This window comes from Brevundimonas viscosa (assembly GCF_900116065.1).
GTDB classification, from domain to species: domain Bacteria; phylum Pseudomonadota; class Alphaproteobacteria; order Caulobacterales; family Caulobacteraceae; genus Brevundimonas; species Brevundimonas viscosa.
In genome coordinates this window covers 82004-106577 of record NZ_FOZV01000001.1, presented here as the reverse complement: position 1 = coordinate 106577, position 24574 = coordinate 82004, and the positions used below count along the sequence as shown (strand labels likewise).

Here is a 24574-nt window from a genome sequence, read left to right as displayed (position 1 = left end):
TACGACCTACTCGGGAAAAGCCACCAGCAGGGCGTCCAGCGCCGCCTCGATGCGGGCCCAGCCGGCGTCGTCGAGGGCGACCCCGCCGACGCCGGGGCGGGCGCCGCCGGAAAGGGCGAGGTGCTGGACGGCGGCGAGCAGCACGGCGTTGACGGCCACCGCGTCGCCGGCGGGCGGGGTGCGGAGCCGGGGGCGGCGCTCGCGCATCCAGGCCTGCAGCACGGCCGACCGTTCGGCCTCGATGCGGTTGACCAGGGGCGAGGACTCGACCAGGGCCCAGGCCATCAGCCGCAGGGTCAGGGGGCTGGCGCGCAGCGCGCCGAGCCAGGCCGACAGGCTCTCGCGGGCGAAGCCGCGTAGCGATTCGGTCCCGGAGGCGGGGACGGCGTCGAGGAACCGGACCAGAGAGGCGTGGGCGCGGGCGGCGATGCGTTCGACGACGCCCTCAGTCCCCTCGAAATAGCGATAGACCAGCTTGCGGTCGCAACCGGCTTCGGCGGCGAGGGTCTGGACGTTCAGGCCGGGAAAGCCGTCGCGCAGGAGGATGCGCTGCCCCGCCTCGACGATGGCGGCCTCGGTGGCGCGGCGGTCGCGCAGGCGGACGGGGCTGGGTACCGGCGATTCGGCCATGCGGAGAGCATCCCGCGCGGGGGGCGGGGGGGCAAGTTGGGGATTAGGGAATGGGGATTGGGGATTAGAGGGCGTGGGTCAGGGCGAGGGCGTTGGGCGCGCGGCCGTCGGACGCGGGATGTCCTAATCCCCAATCCCTATTCCCTGATCCCCAATCCCTGGATCCAGACAAGGTGCGGCCCCGGTCTGCGTCGGGGGGCGTGGCAGAGACCGGGGCCGCTGGAGGACTCTGTCGAGCGCGCATCGCCGCAAGGTCCGGGCAATAAACAGCGGTCTGCGAGTTCGGTTCCGGGCCGGACGGCGGCTTTTTTCCCATGCCGGACCGGCGGGCCTGGAGAGGATTGTCCGCTGCCGGACATAGATGAGGAATTTCATGGATTTGTGGAAGCCCGCGCCGGCCTCGGGTAGCGTCGCGATTCGCACCGGAGGGGCCCATGCCGCACAGACTCGACCGCCTGATCTACCGCAGCACCGCGACGCGGCCGACCAATGTGCTGGTCTCCCTGGCGGAGCTGCTGGGCGAGTCGCAGCGCAACAACGCCCGCTCCGGCCTGACCGGGGCGCTGGCGGTGCACAAGGGCCATTTCCTGCAGGTCGTCGAAGGCGACCCCGGTCAGGTTGACATCCTGCAGCGGAGGCTGGCCGACGACCCGCGTCACCGGGACATCAGGGTGCTGGAGCGGCGGGCGGTGGATGCGCGGGTGTTCGACGGCTGGACCATGGCCAGCGCGACGATCAGCCCGGGCCTGGCGCCCGAACTGGACGCCCTGCTGGCCGAAGACCGGCCGTCCGGCCAGCGCATCGTCGGGCTGATGCTGGAGGCGGTGGCGCGAGCCTGAAGCCCGGCTTGGGCGCGGGCCGGATCGGGGCTAGACGGACAGACCCATCCGGAGACCCGCCATGCACCTCGCCCGCTTCCCCCGCGTCCGCCTCGCCCACCTGCCGACGCCGCTGGAGCCGCTGCCTCGGCTGAGCGAGGAACTGGGCGTCGATCTGTGGATCAAGCGCGACGACTGCACTGGCCTGGCCGGCGGCGGCAACAAGACGCGCAAGCTGGAATTCCTGCTCGGCGAGGCCTTCGAACAGGAGGCCGACACCCTCGTGACCCAGGGCGCCGTGCAGTCGAACCACGTGCGCCAGACCGCGGCGGCGGCGGCGGCCCACGGCCTTGCCTGCGAGGTGATCCTCGAGGAGCGGACGGGATCGAAGGCGCGCGACTACGTCGCCAACGGCAATGTGCTGCTGGACCGGCTGCTGGGGGCGACGCACCGCTTCGTGCCGGGTGGTTCGGACATGCCGGCGGAACTGGAGAAGACGGCGGCCGAGGTGCGGGCGCGCGGCGGGAAGCCCTATGTGATCCCGGGCGGCGGGTCGAACCCGGTCGGGGCGCTGGGCTATGTCGACTGCGCTCGCGAAATCGTGGTCGGAGCCGACGAACTGGACCTGCGGGTGGACCGGATCGTGACGGCGACGGGCAGCGCCGGGACGCATGCCGGGCTGGTGGCCGGGCTGGCGGTGATGGGGGCGGATATCCCGGTGCTGGGGATCGGGGTGCGGGCCCCGAAGGCGAAGCAGGAAGAGAATGTGCTCAGGCTGGCGCGCGAGACGGCGGCCCTGCTGGGGCGGCCGGAGGCGGTGACGGCGGAGATGGTGGTGGCCGACTGCGACTATGTCGGCGAGGGCTACGGCCTGGTCGACGACGGCGTGATCGAGGCGCTGAAGCTGGCGGCGCGGACCGACGGCATCCTGCTGGACCCGGTCTACAGCGCCAAGGCGATGAAGGGGTTGATCGCCCTGGCGCGGGCCGGCCGGTTCAAGGGCGAGACGGTGGTGTTCCTGCACACGGGCGGGGCGCAGGGGCTGTTCGGCTACGAGACCGTGGTGGGGGCGGGGCTGTAGGCCGCGGCCTCCGGTCCGCAGGCGGCGGGCGGGCGGAACAGGGTCGGGGCGCGTCGGTTCTCTTCGGAGACCTGGAGAAGGAGCCGCCCATGACCGACCCCGACCGCACATCGCCGTCCGAAGACATCGCCGAACACGTCGAGCGGGTCGAGGACGACGCCGAGGCCATGGAGCGGCCCGACCGCGCCATCCCCCTGCCCGACGAGAGCGGAGTGGAGGACGAGGGGGTCGGGCCGGTGACAGGCGTCGTACCCTGAGGCCTAACCCGCCCCGGCCGCGATCTGCATCATGACGAGGCCGGTGAACCAGGCGGCCGCGGTGCCGATGATGTAGCCGACCACCGCCAGCAGCACGCCGACCGGGGCCAGCGAGGGGTGGAAGGCGGCGGCGGCGACGGGGGCGCTGGCGGCGCCGCCGATGTTGGCCATCGAGCCGACGCCGAGGAAGAAGCTGGGCGAGCGGATCAGGAAGGCCATGCCGAACATCAGGGCCACGTGGACCAGCATCCAGACGCCGCCGATCAGGAAGTAGACCGGGCTGTCGAGGATGGCGGCGATGTTCATGTTGAGGCCGACGGCGGCGACCAGCAGGTAGACGAAGACCGAGCCGACCTTGGCCGCGCCGGGGCCCTGCAGCTTGCGGGCCGGGGTGAAGGACAGGACTACGCCGACGAGAGTGGCGATAAACACCAGCCAGAAGAAGCTGGAGTCGAACGACAGGCGCTGGGCCCAAGGGTAGGTCGCGCCGAACCAGGCGGCGAGCGGATCGGCGATCGCGTGCGACAGGCCCACCGCGCCGAAGGCTACGGCCACGATGAACATCAGGTCCTTCAGCGAGGGGATGCGGGCGTGCTCGGTCTCGTAGGCATCGGCCTTGTCGCGGACTCGATCGACGGCGCTGGCGTCGGCGCGGAACAGGCGGTCCATCTTCCGCTGGTTGGCGGCGATCCACAGGACGACGGCCATCCAGATGTTGGCCACGACCACGTCGACGGCGATCCAGATGGAGAAGACGTCGGGGCCGGCGCCGTAGATCTCGTAGAGGGCGGTCTGGTTGGCCGAGCCGCCGATCCAGCTGCCGGCCACGGTGGCCATGCCGCGCCAGATGGCTTCGGGCCCGGCGCCCATCAGCTCGGGCGCGATCCAGCTGGTCAGCAGCAGGGCGATCGGGCCGCCGAGCATGACCCCGACCGTGCCGGTGAAGAACATGATCAGCGCCTTGGGCCCGAGGCCGACGACGGCCGGCAGGTCGGCCGAGACGGTGAGCAGCACCAGCGCCGCCGGCAGCAGGAAGCGCGAGGCGATGAAGTAGATGCGCGAGGTCTCGGGGTCGACGACGCCGAAGGTGGTCAGCAGCGAGGGCAGGAAGTAGCAGAGCAGCAGGGCGGGGACGACGGTGAAGAAGCGCTTCACCCACGGGTGGCTGAGGTTCGAGGCCCAGAAGACGGCCCCGAGAATGACGGCCAGAAGGCCGAGGACGACGGCGTCGTTGGTGATCAGGGCCGTCGTTTCGGCGGCTTCGGTCGGCATGGCGTCTCCCCGAGTGTTTCGCGCATAAGGACGGCAGGCGCCGCGAATGGCAAGGCGCTGCTGTCCCCGAGGTGAAGATGGGCAAGGTTCTGGGGGTGCTGGGCGGCATGGGGCCGGCGGCGACGACCGCCTTCATGGCGCGGGTGCAGGCGCTGACGCCGGCGCGCGGCGACGAGGATCATGTGCGCATGCTGGTCGACCTGAATCCGCAGGTGCCCAACCGGCATTCGGACCCGCAGGGGGCGCGGCGGGTGCTGGGCGAGATGGCCGTGCGGCTGCGCGACATGGGAGCCGGGGTGCTGGCCATGCCGTGCAACACGGCTCACGCCCATGCCGAGGCGATCCGGGCGGCGGGCCTGCCGTTCATCGGTATGATCGAGGCGACGGTGAAGGCCGCGCGGGCGACGGGGGCGAAACGGATCGGCGTGCTGGCCACGCCGGGCGGGACGGCGCTGTATGTCGAGGCCCTGGGGCGGGCCGGGGTGGAGCCGGCGACGCTGGAGACGGCGGACGAGCACGCCTTCATGGCGGCGGTGCTGGGCTTCAAGGCCGGCGACCTGGGCGACGGGCCGCGCGCGGAGATGCGCCGGCTGGCGGCGGGGCTGGTCGCGGCCGGGGCGGAGACGGTCATCGGCGGCTGCACCGAGGTGCCCCTGCTGCTGGAGCCGGAGGAGGTCGCGGTTCCGCTGATCGACTCGGCCGAGGTGCTGGCCGCGGCCTGCGTGCGGGACTGCGCCTGAGCTTGCCGCCGGGCGCGGCGCGCGCCAGTGAGGGCGGATGGACAGACAGGCCCTGATCATCGACTGCGACCCCGGCGTGGACGACGCCGTGGCGCTGGTGCTGGCGTTCGGCTCGCCGGCGCTGGAGCTGCTGGCGATCACCGCCGTGGGCGGCAACGTGCCGGTGGAGAAGACGGCCCGCAACGCCCGGATCCTGCGTCAGGTCGCGGGCCGCGAGGACGTGCCGGTGTTCGCGGGGGCCGGGCGGCCGCTGCGGCGCGAACCGGCCGGGGCGGGGGCCTTCCACGGCGAGGAGGGGCTGGGCGACCTCGAGCCGTTCGAGCCGGAGGCCGGCTGCGCGGACGGGCATGCGGTCGACGCCATCGTCGACCTGGTCATGGAGCGGCCGGCGCGGTCGGTGGCGATGGCGGTGCTGGGGCCGATGACCAATCTGGCGCTGGCGCTGCGCAAGGAGCCCGCGCTGGCGGCGCGGCTGGGGCCGGTGGCGGCGATGGGCGGCGCGCGGTCGGAGGGCGGCAACATCACCGCCTCGGCCGAATTCAACGTCTGGGCCGACCCCGACGCGGCGGCGGAGGTGCTAGCCAGCGGCTGCGAGGTGGCGATGTTCGGGCTGGACGTCACCCACCAGGTGCGGGCGACGGACGAACGGATCGCGCGGGTGGCGGCGGCGGGGACGCCGGCGGCGGCGACGGCGGCGGCGATGATGCGCTTCTCGCAGCGGGTCGAGCGCGAGATAGTCGGCTGGAACGCGCCGCCGGTGCACGACCCCTGTCCGGTCGCCTGGCTGGTCCGGCCGGCGCTGTTCGGGCTGACGCCGTGCCGCATCGCGGTGGAGACGGAGAGCGACCTGACCCGCGGGCACACGGCGGTGGAGTTCCGCGAGGCCGTGGCGGGGGAGCTGCCGCACCGCTGGGCGACGCGCGCGGACGCCGACGGGGTGTTCGACCTGGTCGCCGCCGCCGTAGCCGGAGCGCCGCGGACAAACTGACGCACGACGCGCACGGCCAAGGTTTGCGCTGGCGCAAGGCCGCGGCCCCGCGGGGAGCCGATGAGCCGCGCGACGCCTGCACCGGCCGCATGTCGCGGGGGATGGCGTCGTGGAAGACGAGTATGAAGAAGAAGATGATGCTGGCGGCGGCCGCGGGTGCGATGACGCTGGCGGGCGCGAACGGGGCCATGGCCCAGGACGCTGGTTGGGACGTGGCGCGCAAGGGCGACTGGATCGTGACCGGGCGCGTGACGCAGGTGTCGAGCGACGCCGACGATTCGATCATGACGGCGGCGGGAGCGGACAGCGGCCTGGACGTCGATGTCGGCGACAGCGTCGTGCCGACCCTGGGCTTCACCTACTTCCTGACCGACCATGTCTCGGTCGAGGCGATCCTCGGGGCCAGCCAGCACGAGATCCGGGCCCAGGGCGGGGCCACCGACGTGGCGGTGCACGAGACCTGGGTGCTGCCGCCGGTGGTGACCCTGCAGTACCGGCCGATGCCGGAGGCGCGCGTCAGCCCCTACGTCGGCGCGGGGGTGAACTACATGGTCTTCTTCGAGGGCGAGGACAAAAACGGCTTCGAGGTCGAGCTGGACGACGGCTTCGGCTACGCCCTGCAGGCCGGGGCCGACGTGGCCCTGACCGGACCGTGGACGCTGAACCTCGACGTCAAGCGGGTGTGGTTCGACACCGAGGCGACGATCAACGGCGGGGCGCTGGAGGCCGACGTCGGCCTCGACCCGTGGGTGGTGTCGCTGGGCGTCGGCCGGAAATTCTGACGGCCGCGATGGCGGCGCGGCCGCGGCGGGGGCTATTATTCCCGTCCGGCCGCGCCGCGGTTCGCCGCGGCCGGCGAGAAGAGGAGGCCGCGATGACCGAAGCGAACGAGACGCCGCCGATCCACGGCGGGGCGGTGGCGGCGGTGGCCGAGCTGCTCGGCTCGGCGCGGCTGATGGCGCTGGGCGTGAACCGGCCGGACGGCTGGCCGCAGGTGACCACCGTCGGCTACGTCAACGACGGGCTGATGCTGTATTTCGTGATCGCCCGCGACAGCCAGAAATACGCCAATCTGCAGGCCGATCCGCGCGTGTCGGCGGCGATCCGGGCCGAGGGGGCGCAGGCGGACACGGTCGGCGTGTCGATCGCCGGCCGCGCCGTCGAGGTGACCGATCCGGCCGAGGTCGAGCGGCTGAACCGCATGGTGTTCGAACGCTATCCCGAGGCGGGCGCCTTCTGTCCCGGCGGGGCCTCGGTGGCGGTGATGCGGCTGGCCCCGGAGATCATCGCGCCCGTGGCGGTGATCGACGGCCGCAGCCGGGCGCAGACCTATTCCATCGGGGCGGGCGGCGCGCCGGATCCGGACCCGGGCGCCGGTCGCGGCGTCTCGGCCCTGTTCTGACGCCGGAGCGCGCCCCTTGAAGATCACCGTCGTCGGCTCGATCAACCTGGACTTCGTCGCCGCCGCGCCCAAGCTGCCGCGGGCGGGGGAGACCGTCACCGGCGCGACCCTGGCGCGGCATCCGGGCGGCAAGGGCGCCAACCAGGCGCTGGCGGCGCAGCGGCTTGGGGCGGAGGTCCGCCTGATCGGGCGGGTCGGGCGCGACGCCATGGCCGAGGAGGCCATGGCCCTGCTGGTGGCCGACGACGTCGACCTGACGGGCGTGGCGGTGGACGCCGAGGCGCCGACCGGGGTGGCCCTGATCGCGGTGGAGCCGCACGGCGAGAACCAGATCGTGGTGGCGGCCGGCGCCAACCATCGCGTCGGGCCGGAGCAGCTGCCGCAGCGTCTGGAGGGGCCGCTGATCCTGCAGCTGGAGCTGCCGATCGGGACGGTTGAGGCGGCGGTCGGCCGGGCGACGGACTTCGTCTGCGTCAACCTGGCTCCGGCCCAGCCGGTCTCCGACCTGTTGCTGCGGCGGGCCGACCTGATCGTGGTCAACGAGGGCGAGGCCGCCTTCTATGGCGAGGCGCTGCACCACGGCGGCGGTCGGGTGGTGGTCACGCGGGGCGCCCGGGGCGCGGCCCTGTACGAGGGCGGAGCCCTCGTCGCCGAGGCCAGGCCGCCGCACGTGCGGGCGGTGGACGCGACCGGGGCCGGCGACGCCTTCGTCGGCGCCATCACCGTGGCCCTGCTGGAGGGGATGGAGCCGGAGACGGCGCTGCGTTTCGCCTGCGGCGCCGGGGCGCTGGCGGCGACGCGGCCGGGGGCCCAGCCCTCGCTGCCGACGCGGGCCGAAGTGGAGGCCATCATTACAGGGTCGTAACTTGGGAGGGGGGAAGGCGACTGGCAGGGTTCCAGTCCTGTTCCGATCATCGTCCCGGGGGACTACCGCCATGACCCGCACCGCCGCCCTTGTGGGCGCCTCGCTCCTCGTCCTGGCGCCGATGGCCGCCGCGCCCATCGCCGCGCAGGAGGCGGCGTCGATCGCCGTCCCGCCGCTGGAGTTCACCCACCGCGAACTGGCCAACGGGCTGGACGTCTACGCCATGCCGGACCCGGGCGCCGGCACGGTCACCGTCACCCTGTGGTACGACGTCGGCGGCAAGGACGACCCGCAGGGCCGCTCGGGCTTCGCGCACCTGTTCGAGCACATCCTCAGCCGCAAGACGGTCAACCTGCCCTACGGCCAGATCTCGACCCTGGTCGAGAACGCGGGCGGGACCCGCAACGCCTCCACCGGACAGGACTTCACCAACTACTACGAGACGGTGCCGCCGCAGTATCTGGAGACCATGCTGTGGACCCACGCCGAGCGCATGGCGCGGCCGGTGGTGGACCAGGAGGTTTTCGACACCGAGCGCTCGATCGTCCAGGAGGAGCTGCGCCAGCGCGTCTACGCGCCGCCGTACGGCCGGCTGCAGCGCTTCGTCATCGGCGACAACAGCTTCGACGAGAGCATCTACCGGCGCAGCGTGATCGGCTCGCTGGAGGAGCTGAATTCGGCGCGCATCGAGGACGCCCGCGCCTTCCACGAGGCCTACTACCGCCCGGCCAACGCCACGATGATCGTGTCGGGCAATTTCGATCCGGCGCAGCTGGACCGCTGGGTCGACCAGTATTTCGCCGACATCCGCAATCCGGACCGGCCGACGCCGGTGTTCGAACGCCCGGTGGAGACGCCGCGGACGCAGCCGCGTCTGGTCGAGGCCTACGCCCCGAACGTGCCGCTGCCGGCGGTGGCGGCGATCTTCCCCGGCGTGGCGGCGGACCATCCCGACGCGCCGGCGCTGGACGTGCTGCAGGCGATCATGTCGCGCGGCGAGAGCTCGCGCCTGTACCAGGCCCTGGTCTACGAAAGCCAGCTGGCCGCCAACGCCGGCTTCGGCCTGAACGACATGGAGGAGGACGGGGTCGTCACCGTCAGCGCCACGGTCGCCCAGGGCAAGACCATTCCGGACGTGGAGGCGGCGCTGAACGCGGAGCTGGAGCGGGTGCGCAGCGCGCCGGTGACGGCGGCCGAACTGAATGAGGCGAAGACCGAGATCGTCGCCTCCGCCCTGCGCCAGCGCGAGACAGCCTCGGGGCGCGCCTTCATCCTCGGCCAGTCGATCGTGTCGCAGAACGACCCGCGCGCTGCCGACGAACGGCTGGCGGCGGTGCAGCGGGTCACGGCCGCGGACGTGCAGCGGGTGGCGCGGCAGTACCTCGACGAACAGGCCCGCGTGTCGGTGCGCTACCAGGACGAAAGCGCGCGACCCGAGGGCGTGCCCGAGGACAGCTGGCGCAACCCGGCCCCCGTCCCGGCCTTCCTGACCGTTCCGCCGGCGGTGCTGCCGGCGAACGAACTGCTGCCCGAGGGCCAGCGCATGGCCCCGCCGCCGCTGGGGGCGGCGCGGGAGGCGGTCACCCCGGCGGTGGCGGAGCGCACCCTGCCGAACGGGCTGAGGGTGATCGTGGCGAAGTCGACCGACCTGCCGATCATGAACGCCCAGCTGGTGCTGGGCGCCGGGGCGGCGGCCGATCCGGCCGATCGGGCCGGGCTGGCGACGATGACCGCCGCGCTGGCCAGCCAGGGGGCGGGCGGCCGCTCGGCGCCGGAGATCGCGCGGACGCTGGAGGCGCTGGGCGCCAACATCGGCGGCGGGGCGGGGGCGGACGCCACCCAGATGTTCGTCTCGGCCCCGGTCGCCTCCGCGGCCGAGGTCGGGGCCGTGCTAGCCGACGTGGTCCGGCGGCCGGACTTCGCCGACGCCGAGGTGGCGCGCAGCCGCACCCAGATGGTGAATGCGCTCAGGGTGAACTTCCGTCAGCCGGGCCCGCTGGCGGCGGCGGTGCTGAACCGGCTGGTCTACGGCGCCGCCCCCTACGGCGCGCCGACCTCGGGCACGCCCGACTCGGTGGCGGCGATCACCCGCGAGGAGATCGTCGACTTCCATCGCCGCTGGTGGCGGCCGGACAACGCGACGGTGATCGTCACCGGCGGTATGGAGCCGGAGGCGGCCTTCGCCTGGGCCGAGCAGGTGCTGGGCGGCTGGGCGCGGCCGGCGACGCCGAAGCCGACGGTCGGCGAGCGGGCCGGAACGCCGACGGGGCCGCGCGTGGTGGTGGTCGACCTGCCCGGCGCCGGGCAGGCGGCGGTGACGGCGGCGGTGCGCGGCCCGCGTCGCGCCGACGAGGCCTACTACCCGCTGGCGGTGGCCAACGCCGTCATGGGCTCGGGGCAGAACGGGCGGCTGTTCCAGGAGATCCGGGCCAGGCGCGGCCTGAGCTACGGGGCCTATTCCTCGCTGGCTGCGCGGGCCGAGGGCGGGACGCTGGTCGCCTCCACCCAGACCAAGAACGAGAGCGCCGCCGAGGTGGTCGGCCTGGTGCTGGCCGAGTTCGACCGGCTGGCGCGCGAGCCGGTCGACGAGCAGGCGGTCACCGACCGGGAGACCTTCATCACCGGGGGCTTCCAGCGCGCCCTGGAGACCACCGGCGGACTGGGCGGCCAGCTGGCTGACGCGGTGGTGAACGGTCTGCCGCTGTCGGAGATCGAGGCCTATCCGGACCGGATCGCCGCGACCACGCCGGAGAGCCTGCGGGCGGCGGCGGGCATCGTCAGCGCGGAGGACGCCATCGTGGTGGTGGTCGGCCAGGCCGACCTGTTCATCGACGATCTGCGGGCCGCGCATCCGGACGCGGTGGTGATCCCGGCGGCGGAGCTGGATCTGGAGAGCCCGACGCTGGGGCTGATGCAGGTGCGCGCGGAGTAGTTCTGCTTCCTTCTCCCCTTCGGGGGAGAAGGTGTCTCGCGGAGCGAGACGGATGAGGGGGATGCCAGCGCGAGGCTCATCGCCTCCCGGCGTCGCGGCGGACAGAGCCCCCTCGTCCGAGCGCCTCCGGCGCCCACCTTCTCCCCCGAGGGAGAAGGGAGGTCTGCGACCGGCCTACCGCCCCCGGAAGCTCCGGATCGCCTCGACGGTCTGCTTGACCTGCGCCTCGATCGCGGCCCAGTCGCCGGCCTTCACCGCCGCGTCGGTGATGAGCTTCGAGCCCATGCCGGCGGCGACGATGCCGGCGCCGAACCATTTCGCGATCGAGGCCTCGTCGGGGTCGACGCCGCCGGTGGGCATGATCTTGGTCCAGGGCATCGGGCCGAGCACGGCCTTGACGAAGTCGGGGCCGCCGACGCTGGCGCCGGGGAACAGCTTGACGATCTCGCAGCCCAGCTCGTGGGCGCGGCCGATCTCGGCCACCGAGCCGCAGCCGGGGAAGTAGGCGGTCATGCGCCGGTTGCAGACGCGGGCGACCTCGTCGATCAGGCCGGCGCTGACCACGAAGCGGGCGCCGCGGTTGAGGTAGAGGGCGGCGGTGCCGGCGTCGACCACCGAACCGATGCCCAGGATGACGTCCGGGTCGGTCTTCTGCAGTTCGCGGGCGAGCTCGCCGAACAGGTCGACGGCGAAGTCGCCGCGGTTGGTGAACTCGACGGCCCGGGCCCCGCCGCGGGCGCAGGCGCGGATGACGTTCAGGCAGACCTCGGGGTCCGCATGGTAGAAGACCGGGACCGCGCCCTGGCTCTCGAGGGCGGTGAGGACGGCGAGGCGGTCGTGGCGCATGGGGGGCTCCGGGTTCGCCCCTGAGTCCTCTCTCGGTCCGGCAGGGTCAAGGGCCGGAAACTTCAATCCCTGTGACGCGGACGGCGGAACCGGGGCGGGGGTGAAGCTTTCTGCTCCCCATGATCGCCACCTTGTCGTCACTTTTGCTGGCCGCCGCCCAGGCGACGCCGCAGACGCCCCCGGCCGATCCCGTCCCGGAGCCTGACCTCAGCCTGGCGATCATGGCCCACGCCGACTCGGTGCGCTGGCGCCAGGTCGGCAGCGTGCGGGTGCGGGCGTGGAGCGAACCGGCCGGGACGATCGTCGAGGAGAACCTGTCCACGGGCCTGCCGCGGCCGATCCCCGGCCAACGCACCTTCCGCGACGTCGACTGGACGCTGCGCGGCGAGGCGACGATCGCCGCATCGCGGCCGGAGGCGAGGCTGGAGGCCGGGGCGACGCCACCTGAAACCACTTCCGAAACCATCCAGGGAGAACCGGAATGAAGCTGTTGCTGACGGGCGGAGTCGCCGCCGCCGTGCTGTTCGCCGCCGGAGCGGCCGCGGCCCAGACGCCGCCGCCGCCGCAGGTCCAGCCGGTCGCGCCGCTTTCGGCGGAGCCGCAGCAGCAACAGCAGGCGGGCATTCCGTCGGGCGAGCCGGACGTACTGCTGGACGTGCCCAACCTGAAGGTCGAGGAGATCACCGTCGAGGTGGAGAACCTCGAGGCGCGGCTGAATCTCGAAGCGCGGCTGGCCAACCTGCTGCAACTCAACGCGGGGGTCGACGCCTCGATCGACAACGTCAAGATCACCATCAAGGGCGTCGAGGCCCAGGTGCTGCTCAAGGTGCGGCTCGACAACGTGCGCCAGATCATCGACCGCACCCTGACCACCATCGATCGCAATCCCGAGATCCTCGAGCGGCTGCTGACCACGGTCGACAACACCGTCGATACGGTCGGCGGCGTGGCCAATACGACGCTGCAGCCGGGCGGGGTGGTCGACAACACCGTCGGCACGGTCGGCGACGTGGCCGGTCAGGCCATTCCGCCGCGCCAGTAAGGCTCACCCATCCTCAACCTTTAAGGAGAGACTGCGATGAACACCCTGACCCGACTGGCCCTGGTCGCCGCCCTCGCGGCCGCGCCGCTGGCGGCCTGCACCGAGCCCGAGGCCGATCGCGCCGGCGAGCAGGCCGAGAACGCCGCCGCCAACGCCACCGACGCCGCTGCGGACGCGGCCGCTGACGCCGGCCGGGCGGTCGACAACGCGGCTGACGCCACGGGCGAGGCTATGCGCGAGGGGGCGGCCGAGACCGGCGAAGCGATCGACAACGCCACCACCACCGAGGAGACCACCGTCCGCGCCGGCGAGGACGGCGTCGAGGTGCGCAACACCGAGACGCGGTAAGCGCTTCCCGTCGATGTGTGAGGAAGGGCCGGTTCTCGGGAGCCGGCCCTTATCGCGTCAGCCGCGGGCCAGTTCGACGATCCGCGTCACCAGGGCGCTGTCCGCGTCGAACAGCGGATCCAGCACGGTGAAGTGGTTGAGGCCCGGCAGGGCCTCGAAGCGGGCGTCGACGCCGCGGGCCGCCCAGAGGTCGGCCATCATCCGCGACTGGCGCAGGAATTCGGGACTCTCGTCGGCGCCGACGAGGCAGTCCAGCGTCGTGCCGCCGGGGGTGGAGCCGTCCGGGACCGGCCAGTGGACGGGCGACAGGGCGGCGGCCTCCAACTCGTCCAGACGAAGGGCGTCATTGAGCGAGGTGGGGATCAGGGGGCCGAGGTCGAAGACGCCGCTGATCGCCACCGCGGCCGAGGCGCGGCCCTCGCTGAGCATGCAGGCCGCCATGTGGCCTCCGGCGGAGTGGCCGAAGACGACGGGGCGCCGGCCCGTGCGGGCGCGAACGGCGTCCACGGCGGCGCGGACCTGGGACAGGATGCGGCCGAGGCGAACGGCGGGGGCGAGGTCGTAGGACGGGACCGCGAGGCTGACGCCATGGGCCAGCAGGGCGGGGGCGAGGCCGGAGAACCAGTCCTTGTCGAGCGCCTGCCAGTAGCCGCCGTGGAGGAAGACGGCCACAGGGGCGTCGGGCCCGGCGGAGAAGATGTCCATGACCTCGCGCGGGCCGGGGCCGTAGGCGACCGTCTCCGGCGGCCGGGCGGCGCGGGCGGCCTCGGCGGCCTCGCGCCAGCGCTGCATCACCGCCGGGTGGTCCGGGACGCGGGCGCGGTTGTTGTATTCGGCCTCGAGGTCGATCTCGCCTGTCACGTCGCCATCCGCTAGACCACCTCCAGACCCGGAGGACCGCCCAGCCATGATGACCGCCATCTTCGTCTTCATCAAATGCGAGCTGGGGCACGCCAACGACGTGGCGGCGGACATGGTCGACAATGTCGAGCACGTGTCGGAGGTCTATTCGACCTCTGGGCAGTACGACCTGCTGGCCAAGTTCCAGCTGCCGAAGGAGATGGACATCGGCACCTTCGTGACGCGCTCGGTGCAGACGCGGCCGCATATCCGCGATACCTTCACCGTCATCACCTTCTCGCCGTTCCTGCCTTCGCGGTAGGCGGCCGACAGCCCCTCCACCGCTTCGCGGTCCCCCTCCCCATTGCTGCGCAACGGGGAGGAGACCCTGACGCTACGTCACCGCTGAATCGCTGCTAACGTCGCCGCCACGGAGGCGACGATGAGCGATCTGGAGACCTTCCGCGCCGAGACGCGGGACTGGCTGGAGGCGAACTGCCCGGCCGGGGTGCGCGGACCGATGCGGTCCGAGTCCGACATGATCTGGGGCGGGCGCAGGGCGGAGTTCGCCAGCGACGATCACCGGCTTTGGCTGGAGCGGATGGGGGCGAGGGGCTGGACCGCGCCGGAGTGGCCGAAAGAATACGGCGGCGGCGGGCTGAGCCGCGAGGAGGCCAAGGTGCTGGCCTCTGAGCTGCGGCGGATCAAGGCCCAGCCGGCGCTGAACAGCTTCGGCGTCTGGATGCTGGGGCCGGCCCTGCTGCAGTTCGGGACCGAAGAACAGAAGCAGGAATTTCTGCCGCCGATCGTGCGCGGCGAGATTCGCTGGTGCCAGGGCTATTCCGAGCCGGGGGCGGGGTCGGACCTGGCCTCGATCCAGACCCGGGCCGAGGATCGCGGCGACCACTGGATCGTCAACGGCCAGAAGGTGTGGACGTCCTACGCCGACAAGGCCGACTGGATCTTCTGCCTGGTGCGCACCGACCCGGAAGCGCCCAAGCATCTGGGCATCTCCTTCGTGCTGTTCGACATGGCGACGCCGGGGGTGAGCACCCGGCCGATCACCCTGATCTCTGGCAAGAGCCCGTTCTGCGAGACCTTCTTCGACAATGTGCGGGTCGAGAAGGCGAACCTGGTCGGGACGCTGAACCGCGGCTGGGACGTGGCCAAGGCCCTGCTGGCGCACGAACGGACCATGATCGGGGCCATGGGCGAGCATATGAGCGGCCGGCCGTTGGGGCAGGTGGCGGCGGACGCGATCGGGGTGGACGCCGACGGACGGCTGGACGAGCCGATGCTGCGGGCGCGGATCGCCGAGCTGGAGACGGACGCGGCGGCGTTCAAGCTGGCGCTGGAGCGGACCGGCGATCTGCACAAGGCGGGGCAGGCGCACCCGGCCCTGGCCTCGATGTTGAAATACTACGGCTCGGAGTTGAACAAGCGACGCCACGAGCTGCTGATGGCGGCGGGCGGCATCGACGCCCTGGAGTGGGAGGGCGAGCGCTCGCGCGACGGGGCCATCGCGCGCGACTGGCTGAGAACCAAGGCCAACTCCATCGAGGGCGGGACCAGCGAGATCCAGCTCAACATCATCGCCAAACACCTGCTGCGCCTGCCGGGAGCGTGACGTGAAACCGGCCGGGCAGACGGGTCTCATCGTGCTGGCGGCGGTGCTCTGGCCCGCCAGCCTGTTCGTCGCCTGGATCATGGCCACGCCCATGGGCTTCGGAACGCGCTGGGAGGACTACAGCCTGGGCGCCCAGATCTTCTTTCTCGCACCCCTGATCGCCCTCCCGATCGGGGTGCTGATCGGGGTGGTCAGGCGCCGGCGCTGGCTCGTCGCCGCCACGCTTCTGGCGGCTCCTCTCTATCAGGCGCTCCACTGGGGCGCCTCGTCCCTTCTCTCCAGACAGATCTGACCCATGCCCCTGATCCTGACCGAAGAGCAGACCATGCTGAAGGAGGCCGCGGACGGCTTCCTGAACGAGAAGGCGCCGATCGCGCATCTGCGGAAACTGCGCGACAGCCGCGACCCGGACGGGGTGTCGCGCGAGCTGTGGCGGGCGTTCGGGGAGATGGGCTTCGCCGGCGTGGTCATCCCGGAGGCGCGCGGCGGCTCGGGGCTGGGCGCGGTCGAGGCCGGGGTGGTGGCCGAGGCGCTGGGGCGGACGCTGACGCCGTCGCCGTTCCTGGGTTCGTCGGTGCTGGCGGCGACGGTGCTGAAGGGCGGCTCTGAGGCGCAACAGGCGGCGTGGTTGCCGAAGATCGCGTCCGGGGAGGCGATCGTCTCGCTGGCCGTCGACGAGGGCGCCAAGCACGCGCCGGCGCGGATCGCCGCGTCGGCCGAGCGGTCGGGCAACGGGTTCCGGCTGACCGGGGCCAAGGCCATGGTGCTGGACGGCCATGTCGCCGACGCCCTGATCGTGGCGGCGCGGACCGACGAGGGGGTCGGCCTGTTTCTGGTCGATCCGAAGACGGCGGGGGTCGGGGTCGAGCGCACGGTGATGGTCGATGCGCACAATGCGGCGCGGGTGATGCTGGAGAATGTCGAGGTCGACGCGGAAGACCTGATCGGGTCGCTGGAGGACGGCGAGGCGCGGCTGGAGAGGGCGCTGAACCTCGGCCGGGCCTGCGCAGCCGCGTCCCTGACCGGGGCCGGGGACGAGGCCTTCCGGATCACCCTCGAGTACCTGCGCACGCGGCAGCAGTTCGGAAAGTTCATCGGCGAGTTCCAGGCCCTGCAGCACCGCGCGGCGCACCTGTTCACCGAGCTGGAGATCGCGAAGGCGGCCGCGCTGGGCGCGCTGCAGGCGCTGGATTCGGGACGCGAGGACGCGGCGTTCGCGGTTTCCGTGGCCAAGGCCAAGGCCGGACGCGTGGCCGACCTGGCGGTGCAGGAGGCGGTGCAGATGCACGGCGGCGTTGGCATGACCGACGAGTTCGACGTCGGCCTGTTCATGAAGCGGGTGCGGGTGCTGAACGAGCTGCTGGGGGATGCGGGGTTCCACCAGGAGCGGGTGGCGAGAAGCCACGGTTTCTAGCTCTTCCCTTCTCCCTTGCGGGAGAAGGTGTCAGCCGAAGGCTGACGGATGAGGGGTCGCGCAGGCGCGTCGAATTTGGATGCGAGCGCCGGCAGTCGCCGCCGGTGCGACCCCTCATCCGACCTCGCTTCGCTCGGCCACCTTCTCCCGCAAGGGGAGAAGGGTTAAGTCGGGAGCAGGGAGAAAACGCACATGACGACGCGAGCCAACGCGCCTGGGTACCTGCCGGGGTTCGGCAATCACTTCTCGACCGAGGCGGTCGAGGGGGCGCTGCCGGAGGGGCGGAACTCGCCGCAGCGGCACAGGCTCGGCCTGTACGCCGAGCAGCTGTCGGGCACGGCGTTCACGGCGCCGCGCAGCGAGAACCGTCGGAGCTGGCTGTACCGGCTGCGGCCCTCGGCCCAGCACCCGGCCTACCAGCCCTTCGCCCAGGGCAAGGTGCGCTCCGGGCCGTTCGTCGATGCGCCGCCGTCGCCGAACCGCATGCGCTGGGACCCGCTGCCCATGCCGTCCGAACCGACCGACTGGGTCGAGGGGCTCGTCACCTACGGCGGCAACGGCGATCCGGACGCGGCGGGGGGGATCGGCATCCACCTGTATGCGGCCAACCGCTCGATGATCGACCGGGTGTTCTACTGCGCGGACGGGGAATTGCTTATCGTCCCGCAGGCGGGACAACAGGTCTTTGTCACGGAGATGGGACGGCTCGACGCGCGGCCGGGCGAGATCGTCGTGATCCCGCGCGGGGTGCGTTTCCGGGTCGAGTGCGAAGGCGAGATCCGCGGCTATGTCTGCGAGAACTACGGGGCCATCTTCCGCATCCCGGACCTCGGCCCGATCGGGGCCAACGGCCTGGCCAATCCGCGCGACTTCGAGACGCCGACGGCCTGGTTCGAAGATCTGGATCGCCCGACCGAGTGCGTGCAGAAATTCGGCGGCCGGCTGTGGACCACGACCTTCGCGCACAGCCCGCTGGACGTGGTCGGCTGGCACGGCAACCTCGCGCCCTACAGGTATGACACGGCGAAGTTCAACACGATGGGCACGGTCAGCTTCGACCACCCGGACCCTTCGATCTTCACCGTCCTGACCTCGCCCTCGGAGACGGCCGGCACGGCCAACTGCGACTTCGTCATCTTCCCGCCGCGCTGGATGGTGGCCGAGGACACCTTCCGGCCGCCGTGGTTCCACCGCAATGTGATGAGCGAGTTCATGGGGCTGGTGTTCGGCGAGTACGACGCCAAGGAGGGCGGCTTCGCCCCGGGCGGCGCCAGCCTGCACAACTGCATGAGCGGCCACGGCCCGGACCAGGCCAGCTACGACAAGGCGGTGAAGGCGGACCTGAAGCCGGTGAAGATCGAGAACACCCTGGCCTTCATGTTCGAGAGCCGGATGCCGATCCGCACCACCGAATGGGCGCAGACCAGCCCGACCATGCAGCTGGACTACGACGACGTGTGGACCGGGTTCGAGAAGGGACGGATCGGATGAGGCGCCTGTTGATCATCGCCACAAGCCTGCTGGCCGTCGCCTGTCAGCCGATGCCGACGACGCTCGCCGAGGGCGACCAGGAGCCGCCCGTGGTCCGCGACATCGACACCACCGACGTGCCGCCGGCGGTGCGGGTCCCGGAGCGGACCGAGGCCTCGGACTGCGAGGCGCGCGGCGGGCGGATGACGCCGCAGGGGCGTATGCAGACGCTGCAGTGCGTGGTCAGCTACGCCGACGCCGGCAAGCGTTGTACCGACGGCGACGACTGTCTGGGCAACTGCCGGGTGGAAGCCGCGCCGTTCCCCGCCGCTGGGGCAGCGGCCGTGGGGCGCTGCCAGGCGGACAGCGGGCGGTTCGGCTGTTACGCCACGGTCGAGAACGGCCGGGCGGAGCCGGCCATCTGCGTCGACTGAGCGACCTTCGGGCACGAAAAAGGCCCCCGCCGCGAGCGACGGGGGCCTGATCCGGAAACCGGTCCTTACTGGCCCGGGTTCGCCTCGCTGGGCGAGGTCGACGGCGTGTTTTCGGTGGTCATGCCGCCATCGGCGTTGCCGGCCTGCTGCTCGATCTGGTCGGCCTTCTCGTTCAGCATGGTCTCTTCGGCCTCGTTCGGGGTGGCGGCGGCTTCGGCCTCGAGGGCGTCGGCCTGCTGCTCGGCCTTCTCGTCCGCCGGGCTGTTGCAGGCGGCGAGGCCGGCGACGGCGAACATGGCGGCGGCGGCGATGGTGAACTTGCGCATTGGGAACAGTCCCTCCGATGGATTGGGACTGCTGAAACGCCACGCTTCCCGGAAGGTTCACGGGGCCGTGATAAAAATGTGAGGCAGCCGACGTCGGCCTCAGCCGGCGTCGGCGAAGGCCACCCTCGCCGCCCCGAGGAGCGCGGCGTGTTTGTGCAGGATAACCCGGGTCGGGATGGCCTTCATGTAATCGGTGAACCGCCCCTTGCGCTCGAACCGCTCGCGGAACGGGCTGGCCTGCAGCAAGGGCCGGATGCGCGGGGCGATGCCGCCGGCGATGTAGACCCCGCCGCGGGCGCCGGTGGTCAGGGCGATGTCGCCGGCCACGGCGCCGAGGATGGCGCAGAAGCGGGCGAGGGTGGCGCCGCAGGGGCTCCGCGGATCCTCGAGCGCCTGGGCGGTGATCTCGGCTGGATCGTCGATGTGGGTCTCGCGGCCGTCGATTTCGGCCAGGGCCCGGTGCATGTTGAGCAGGCCGGGGCCGCAGATCAGCCGCTCGATGGAGACGCGGTCGTAGCGGCGGCGCAGGATGCGCAGGATCTCGTCCTCGATCGGGTCGCCGGGCGCGAAGCAGGCGTGGCCGCCCTCGGACGGCATGGCCATCTCGCCGCCGCGGCCGTCGCGGATCAGGGCGGAGACGCCGAAGCCGGTGCCCGGTCCGAGCACGGCGATGGCGCTCTCAGGGTCGCCCTCGTCGGGGCCGCCGAGCGACGCCAGCTCGTCCTTCGGGACGACGGGCGCGCCCCAAGCGAGAGCCTCGAAGTCGTTGATCAGCCGGGCGGGGCGCAGGCCAAGGGTCTCGAGCTGGGCCTCGGACAGCCGCCAGTGGGAGTTGGTCAGGTCGATCTCGCCATCGGTGACCGGCCCGGCGACGGCGATCACGCCCGCGCTCGGCTTGACCTCGCAGCCGTCGATGAAGGCCTGCACGGCCCCAAGGAAGGTGGGATGGTCGGCGCCCTTGAAGCTCTCGTGGTGCTCGAGCACCGGCTTGCCGTTGATCATGTGGGCGATGGCGAAGCGGGCGTTGGTGCCGCCCACGTCGCCGACCAGAAGGGTCTTGTCCCAGGCCACGGTCACTCCATTCCCCTCTGCATCAGGCGTCCACCGCGCGGTCGACGATGTTCGGATCCGGCGGGCCGTCGGCATGGCCGTTCGGGGCCGGCGGTCCGGCGAAGCACACCGAGGCGCCTTCCTCGGCCGTGCTCACCACCTGGCGGAACGAGCCGAACAGCTCGCGGCCGAAGCCCCACGCCGAGCCGCTGGCGTGAGCCTCGGTGCGCCGCGCCGCGGGGCGGGCGCGCAGGTCGCCGACGCCGACCGTGGTCAGCACGCCCGCCTCGGCGTCCAGACGGATCAGGTCGCCGTCGCGCACATGGGCCAGAGGCCCGCCGGCCAGGGCCTCGGGGCTGACATGGATGGCGGCCGGGGTCTTGCCCGAGGCGCCGGACATGCGGCCGTCGGTGACGAAGGCGACCTTGAAGCCCTTGTCCTGCAGCACGCCCAGCGCCGGCGACAGGCTGTGCAGCTCGGGCATGCCGTTGGCCTTCGGGCCCTGGAAGCGCAGCACCACGACCACGTCGCGGTCCAGCCGACCGTCCTTGAAGGCCTGCAGGGCCTCCTCCTGGGTCTCGAACACGGCGGCGGGGGCCTCGATGATGCGGTGCTCCGGCTTGACGGCCGAGACCTTGATCACCGCCCGGCCAAGGTCGCCCTGCACGAGGCGCAGCCCGCCGTCCTTCTGGAACGGATCGGAGGCGGGGCGGAGGATGTCGGTGTCGAGGCTTTCCGAAACGCCGTCGCGCCAGACCAGCTCGCCGTCGATCAGCGAGGGTTCCTGGAAGTAGTGGTGGATGCCGGAACCCATGATGGTCTCGACGTCGGCGTGGATGTGGCCGTTTTCGGCCAGTTCGCGGGCCACGAAAGCGACGCCGCCGGCGGCCTGGAAGGCGTTCACGTCGGCCGAGCCGTTGGGATAGACGCGGGCCAGCAGGGGGGTGACCGAGGACAGCTGGTCCATGTCGGTCCAGTCGATCAGCACCCCGGCGGCGCGGGCCATGGCCACCAGGTGGATGGCGTGGTTGGTCGAGCCGCCGGTGGCCAGCAGGGCGACGATCATGTTGACGATCGAGCGCTCGTCGATGACGTCGGCCATGCGGCCGCGGCCCTCGCGGGCAAGGCGCACCGCCTGTTTCGCGGCGGCGGCGGTGAGGGCGTCGCGCAGGCCGGTCTCCGGGTGAACGAAGGCGGTCGAGGGCAGGTGCAGCCCGGCCAGCTCCATCATCATCTGGTTGGAGTTGGCGGTGCCGTAGAAGGTGCAGGTGCCCGGCGAGTGGTAGGAGCCGACCTCGCTCTGCAGCAGGGTGTGGCGGTCGACCTTGCCCTGGGCGTAGAGGGCGCGGACGCGGGCCTTCTCGGCGTTGGGGATGCCGGAGGGCATGGGCCCGGCCGGGGCGAAGACCACCGGCAGGTGGCCGAAGGCCAGCGAGCCCATGAACAGGCCGGGCACGATCTTGTCGCAGACGCCGAGGCAGATGGCGGCGTCGAAGGCGTCGTGGCTCAGGGCGACGCCCGTGGACATGGCGATGACGTCGCGGCTGAACAGCGACAGCTCCATGCCCGGGCGGCCCTGGGTGACGCCGTCGCACATGGCCGGGGTGGCCCCGGCGACCTGGGCCGTGGCGCCCATCTCGCGCGCCGCCTCGCGGATGATCGGCGGGAAGCGCTCGAACGGCACGTGGGCCGACAGCATGTCGTTGTAGGCGGTGACGATGCCGACGTTCGGCTGGGTCCCGGACATGACGGTCAGCTTGTCGACCACCGGCTGGCCGGCGAAGGCGTGGGCCCAGTTGGCGCAGCTGAGCTTGGCGCGACCCGGCTTGTCGGAGCCGGCGGCGTCCATGCGGCGCAGGTAGTCGGCGCGGGTCGCGCGGCTGCGCTCGACGATGCGGGCGGTGACCTCGGCGACGACCGGGTTGAGCGGCTTCATCGGGCGGCCTCCGTCCACAGCACCTCGATGTCGCCGGCGCGGGCGGCGACGAGGGCGGCGATCGGCGAGACCGACGGGTCGCCGCCGACCTCGCGCTCGAACACCTCGCGCTTCTTCGCCCCCGTGAGGGCGAGGACGACACGGCGGGCCTGGGCCAGCCACGGCAGGTTCATCGACAGCCGGTCCTCCTGCGGGGCCGAGGTGGAGCGGCTCTTGTGGACCGCGAGGACGAGGGGCGGATTGTTCGGCGCGAGCAGCTGCTTCAGCGCGGGATTGTCGGGGAACATGGAGCAGATATGGCCATCCTCGCCCATGCCGAGAAGGACGGCGTCCAGAGGCCGCCCGACCGCGCGCAGGGCGTGGGCCGCCAGCAGGCCGGCGCGGTCGACGGTGATCTGCTCGCTGTAGAGCGGCACGAAGCGGGCGCTGGCGGCCGGGCCGGTCAGCAGGCTCTGCTTCAGCAGCCGGGCGTTGGACTTGTCCGACGCCTCGGGGACGTAGCGTTCGTCGACCAGGGTGGCGGTGACGCGGGACCAGTCGAGCGGGGCGGCGGCCAGACGCTGATAGACCGGCCCGGGCGTTGACCCGCCGGCCCCGGCGAGGAAGGCGGCGCCGTCGGCGGCGATGGCGGCGGACAGGGCGTCCGCCAGTCGGTCAGCGCAGGCTTCCGCCCAGACGGCGGCGTCGGAGAAGGCGCGGACCTCAGCCATGACCGGTGTTCCATTCGCGACCGGTGGAGGCCAGCAGGGCGGTGGCGGCCTCGGGCCCCCAGGTTCCGGCGGCGTAGGTCTGCGGCCTGACCTTGCCTTCCGACCACGCGTCGGAGACCTCGTCGACCCACTTCCACGCCTGCTCGGCCTCGTCGCGACGGACGAAGAGAGTGGAATCGCCAGCCAGCGCGTCGAGCAGCAGGCGCTCGTAGGCGATGCGCCGGCGCGGCGGCCGGGCGTCGCGGTCATTCTGACCCCAGGACAGGGACATGCGGATCGGCTGCAGCTGCATGCGCTGCTCGAGGCCCGGACGCTTGTTCATCACCGACAGGGAGATGTCCTCCTCCGGCTGCAGTTCGATGACCATGCGGTTTGCCGCCAAGGCCCCGCGGTCGCCGTGGTCGAAGATCGAGTGCGGCACCGGCTTGAACTGGATGACGATCTCGGTGCGTTTCTCCGGCAGGCGCTTGCCGGTGCGCATGAAGAAGGGCACGCCGGCCCAGCGCCAGTTGTCGATGTCGGCGCGGATGGCGACGAAGGTCTCGGTGTCGGAGTCCTGGCCGCGCTCCTCATCGTAGCCGCTGACCGGCTCGCCCTCGACGACGCCGCCGACGTACTGGCCGCGCACGGTGACGCGCTCGGCCTCGTCCGGCGTGATCGGCCGCAGCGAACGGAGCACCTTGACCTTCTCGTTGCGCACCGAGTCCGGATCGAGGTCGGCCGGCGGCTCCATGGCCACCAGGCAGAGCAGCTGCAGCATGTGGTTCTGCAGCATGTCGCGGAGCGCGCCGTACTCGTCGTAGTACGGCCAGCGGTCGCCGACGCCGACAGTCTCGCCCACCGTGATCTGGACGTGGTCGATGGACAGGTTGTTCCACAACGGCTCGAACACGGTGTTGCCGAAGCGCAGGGCGATCAGGTTCTGGACCGTCTCCTTGCCGAGGTAGTGGTCGATGCGGAAGACCTGGTTCTCGCTGAAGGCGTGGGCCACGGCGTCGTCGATCTCGCGGAAGGTCTCGAGGTCGCGGCCGACCGGCTTCTCCAGCACCACACGGTCGTGCTCGCCCGCCAGCCCCGCCGCCTTCAGGGCGGTGACGATGCGGCCGTAGAGCGAGGGAGAGACGGCGAGGAAGGAGGTCGTCGGTCCGTCCCCGACGCGGTCCTTCAGCGGCTTCAGGCTTTCCGGATCGGTGGCGTCGACGGCGAGGTAGTCGAGGCGGCCAGCGAGGCGGCCCCAGGCCGCGTCGGACCAGGCGTCGTCGGCCTCAGCCTTGCCCTCGACGGCGGCGCGGACCTTGGCGAGGTATTCGTCGCGGCTTTCGTCGGACCGGGCGGCGCCGATGATCTTCAGGTCGTCGGGCAGCAGGCCGTCGTGCTCGAGGAAATAGAGCGAGGGCAGCAGCATTCGCATGGCGAGGTCGCCGCCGCCGCCGAACAGCACAAGGGCCGCCATCCGCGCTCCTTCACTCCTGAAACCCGTCGCAATGAAGGGTCTTTGGCCGCTTCCGGGGGCGGAGCCAACCGATACGGCTCCGCCTGAAACACC

Annotated in this window: 27 protein-coding genes; 18 read left to right on the top strand and 9 right to left on the bottom strand. The window is 71.8% G+C overall.

Annotated elements, in window-relative coordinates:
- Positions 1–6: 6 nt before the first annotated feature.
- A complete protein-coding gene (locus tag BM333_RS00465; RefSeq protein WP_092306169.1) occupies positions 7–630 on the bottom strand; it encodes a TetR/AcrR family transcriptional regulator in 624 nt (207 codons plus the stop codon).
- 434 nt (positions 631–1064) lie between these two features.
- Between BM333_RS00465 and BM333_RS00460 the strand changes: the two genes are divergently transcribed.
- The 3 genes from BM333_RS00460 (at position 1065) to BM333_RS15825 (ending at position 2786) form a co-directional block, all read left to right on the top strand.
- Positions 1065–1469, top strand: coding sequence for a BLUF domain-containing protein (locus tag BM333_RS00460; protein WP_092306167.1), 405 nt, complete (start codon positions 1065–1067; stop codon positions 1467–1469).
- A gap of 61 nt (positions 1470–1530) precedes the next feature.
- The gene (cuyA, locus tag BM333_RS00455) at positions 1531–2529 is read left to right on the top strand and encodes a D-cysteate sulfo-lyase (RefSeq protein ID WP_092306165.1); all 999 of its coding nucleotides are present in this window, start codon (positions 1531–1533) and stop codon (positions 2527–2529) included.
- Between the two features lie 89 nt (positions 2530–2618).
- Positions 2619–2786: a hypothetical protein gene (locus tag BM333_RS15825; protein ID WP_177221767.1), complete on the top strand. Its 168-nt coding sequence runs from the start codon at positions 2619–2621 to the stop codon at positions 2784–2786.
- Between the two features lie 3 nt (positions 2787–2789).
- Here BM333_RS15825 and BM333_RS00450 read toward each other — a convergent pair whose 3' ends face one another.
- A complete protein-coding gene (locus BM333_RS00450) occupies positions 2790–4058 on the bottom strand; it encodes a DUF819 family protein (RefSeq protein ID WP_092306163.1) in 1269 nt (422 codons plus the stop codon).
- Between the two features lie 77 nt (positions 4059–4135).
- Between BM333_RS00450 and cuyB the strand changes: the two genes are divergently transcribed.
- The 6 genes from cuyB to BM333_RS00420 all read left to right on the top strand — a co-directional run bounded on the left by cuyB (position 4136) and on the right by BM333_RS00420 (position 10985).
- Positions 4136–4798, top strand: a complete 663-nt coding sequence (cuyB, locus tag BM333_RS00445) for a cysteate racemase (RefSeq protein WP_092306162.1) — start codon at positions 4136–4138, stop codon at positions 4796–4798.
- A gap of 37 nt (positions 4799–4835) precedes the next feature.
- Positions 4836–5786: a nucleoside hydrolase gene (locus BM333_RS00440; RefSeq protein WP_092306161.1), complete on the top strand. Its 951-nt coding sequence runs from the start codon at positions 4836–4838 to the stop codon at positions 5784–5786.
- Between the two features lie 122 nt (positions 5787–5908).
- Complete coding sequence (locus BM333_RS00435) at positions 5909–6568, top strand: OmpW/AlkL family protein (RefSeq protein ID WP_092306160.1); 660 nt, start codon at positions 5909–5911, stop codon at positions 6566–6568.
- Between the two features lie 92 nt (positions 6569–6660).
- Positions 6661–7188: a pyridoxamine 5'-phosphate oxidase family protein gene (locus BM333_RS00430; RefSeq protein ID WP_245777097.1), complete on the top strand. Its 528-nt coding sequence runs from the start codon at positions 6661–6663 to the stop codon at positions 7186–7188.
- 16 nt (positions 7189–7204) lie between these two features.
- Positions 7205–8053, top strand: a complete 849-nt coding sequence (locus tag BM333_RS00425) for a ribokinase (protein ID WP_092306159.1) — start codon at positions 7205–7207, stop codon at positions 8051–8053.
- Between the two features lie 70 nt (positions 8054–8123).
- Entirely contained in the window at positions 8124–10985 is a 2862-nt protein-coding gene (locus BM333_RS00420) for a M16 family metallopeptidase (protein ID WP_092306158.1), read from the top strand.
- 174 nt (positions 10986–11159) lie between these two features.
- On the opposite strand, the gene BM333_RS00415 is transcribed toward BM333_RS00420, so the two are convergent.
- Complete coding sequence (locus BM333_RS00415) at positions 11160–11831, bottom strand: bifunctional 4-hydroxy-2-oxoglutarate aldolase/2-dehydro-3-deoxy-phosphogluconate aldolase (protein ID WP_092306157.1); 672 nt, start codon at positions 11829–11831, stop codon at positions 11160–11162.
- Between the two features lie 119 nt (positions 11832–11950).
- Here BM333_RS00415 and BM333_RS00410 point away from each other — a divergent pair, with 119 nt between their 5' ends.
- Genes BM333_RS00410 through BM333_RS00400 form a run of 3 tightly spaced genes read left to right on the top strand, consistent with a single transcriptional unit; the run spans position 11951 to position 13221 of the window.
- Complete coding sequence (locus tag BM333_RS00410; protein WP_092306156.1) at positions 11951–12316, top strand: hypothetical protein; 366 nt, start codon at positions 11951–11953, stop codon at positions 12314–12316.
- Positions 12313–12873, top strand: coding sequence for a hypothetical protein (locus BM333_RS00405; RefSeq protein ID WP_218151398.1), 561 nt, complete (start codon positions 12313–12315; stop codon positions 12871–12873). Before BM333_RS00410 ends, BM333_RS00405 begins: the two co-directional genes overlap by 4 nt.
- 36 nt (positions 12874–12909) lie before the next feature.
- A complete protein-coding gene (locus BM333_RS00400) occupies positions 12910–13221 on the top strand; it encodes a hypothetical protein (RefSeq protein WP_177221766.1) in 312 nt (103 codons plus the stop codon).
- A 57-nt stretch (positions 13222–13278) separates the two neighbouring features.
- Here the strand turns inward: BM333_RS00400 and BM333_RS00395 are convergent, their stop codons facing one another.
- Positions 13279–14082 (bottom strand): alpha/beta hydrolase, encoded by an 804-nt coding sequence (locus BM333_RS00395; RefSeq protein WP_245777096.1) that lies wholly within the window; start codon positions 14080–14082, stop codon positions 13279–13281.
- A 46-nt stretch (positions 14083–14128) separates the two neighbouring features.
- Here BM333_RS00395 and BM333_RS00390 point away from each other — a divergent pair, with 46 nt between their 5' ends.
- The 6 genes from BM333_RS00390 (at position 14129) to BM333_RS00365 (ending at position 19006) form a co-directional block, all read left to right on the top strand.
- Positions 14129–14383 (top strand): Lrp/AsnC family transcriptional regulator, encoded by a 255-nt coding sequence (locus BM333_RS00390; RefSeq protein ID WP_092307529.1) that lies wholly within the window; start codon positions 14129–14131, stop codon positions 14381–14383.
- A gap of 120 nt (positions 14384–14503) precedes the next feature.
- Positions 14504–15688 (top strand): acyl-CoA dehydrogenase family protein, encoded by a 1185-nt coding sequence (locus BM333_RS00385; RefSeq protein ID WP_092306154.1) that lies wholly within the window; start codon positions 14504–14506, stop codon positions 15686–15688.
- 1 nt (position 15689) lies between these two features.
- The gene (locus BM333_RS00380; protein ID WP_092306153.1) at positions 15690–15980 is read left to right on the top strand and encodes a hypothetical protein; all 291 of its coding nucleotides are present in this window, start codon (positions 15690–15692) and stop codon (positions 15978–15980) included.
- A 3-nt stretch (positions 15981–15983) separates the two neighbouring features.
- Positions 15984–17102, top strand: coding sequence for an acyl-CoA dehydrogenase family protein (locus tag BM333_RS00375; RefSeq protein ID WP_092306152.1), 1119 nt, complete (start codon positions 15984–15986; stop codon positions 17100–17102).
- Positions 17103–17294: 192 nt separating this feature from the next.
- The gene (gene hmgA, locus BM333_RS00370; protein ID WP_092306151.1) at positions 17295–18593 is read left to right on the top strand and encodes a homogentisate 1,2-dioxygenase; all 1299 of its coding nucleotides are present in this window, start codon (positions 17295–17297) and stop codon (positions 18591–18593) included.
- Between the two features lie 8 nt (positions 18594–18601).
- Positions 18602–19006 carry a hypothetical protein gene (locus BM333_RS00365; RefSeq protein WP_245777095.1) on the top strand — a complete coding sequence of 135 codons (405 nt, stop codon included), beginning with the start codon at positions 18602–18604 and terminating at the stop codon, positions 19004–19006.
- A gap of 65 nt (positions 19007–19071) precedes the next feature.
- Here the strand turns inward: BM333_RS00365 and BM333_RS00360 are convergent, their stop codons facing one another.
- From BM333_RS00360 to zwf, 5 genes are all read right to left on the bottom strand, one after another.
- A complete protein-coding gene (locus BM333_RS00360) occupies positions 19072–19332 on the bottom strand; it encodes a hypothetical protein (RefSeq protein WP_092306149.1) in 261 nt (86 codons plus the stop codon).
- 99 nt (positions 19333–19431) lie between these two features.
- Positions 19432–20409: a glucokinase gene (gene glk, locus BM333_RS00355; RefSeq protein ID WP_245777094.1), complete on the bottom strand. Its 978-nt coding sequence runs from the start codon at positions 20407–20409 to the stop codon at positions 19432–19434.
- A 16-nt stretch (positions 20410–20425) separates the two neighbouring features.
- Positions 20426–22318, bottom strand: a complete 1893-nt coding sequence (gene edd / locus BM333_RS00350; protein ID WP_092306147.1) for a phosphogluconate dehydratase — start codon at positions 22316–22318, stop codon at positions 20426–20428.
- Positions 22315–23028 (bottom strand): 6-phosphogluconolactonase, encoded by a 714-nt coding sequence (gene pgl / locus BM333_RS00345; RefSeq protein ID WP_092306146.1) that lies wholly within the window; start codon positions 23026–23028, stop codon positions 22315–22317. The genes edd and pgl overlap by 4 nt, the downstream gene beginning before the upstream one ends.
- Entirely contained in the window at positions 23021–24481 is a 1461-nt protein-coding gene (zwf, locus tag BM333_RS00340) for a glucose-6-phosphate dehydrogenase (protein ID WP_092306145.1), read from the bottom strand. Before zwf ends, pgl begins: the two co-directional genes overlap by 8 nt.
- Positions 24482–24574: the final 93 nt, after the last annotated feature.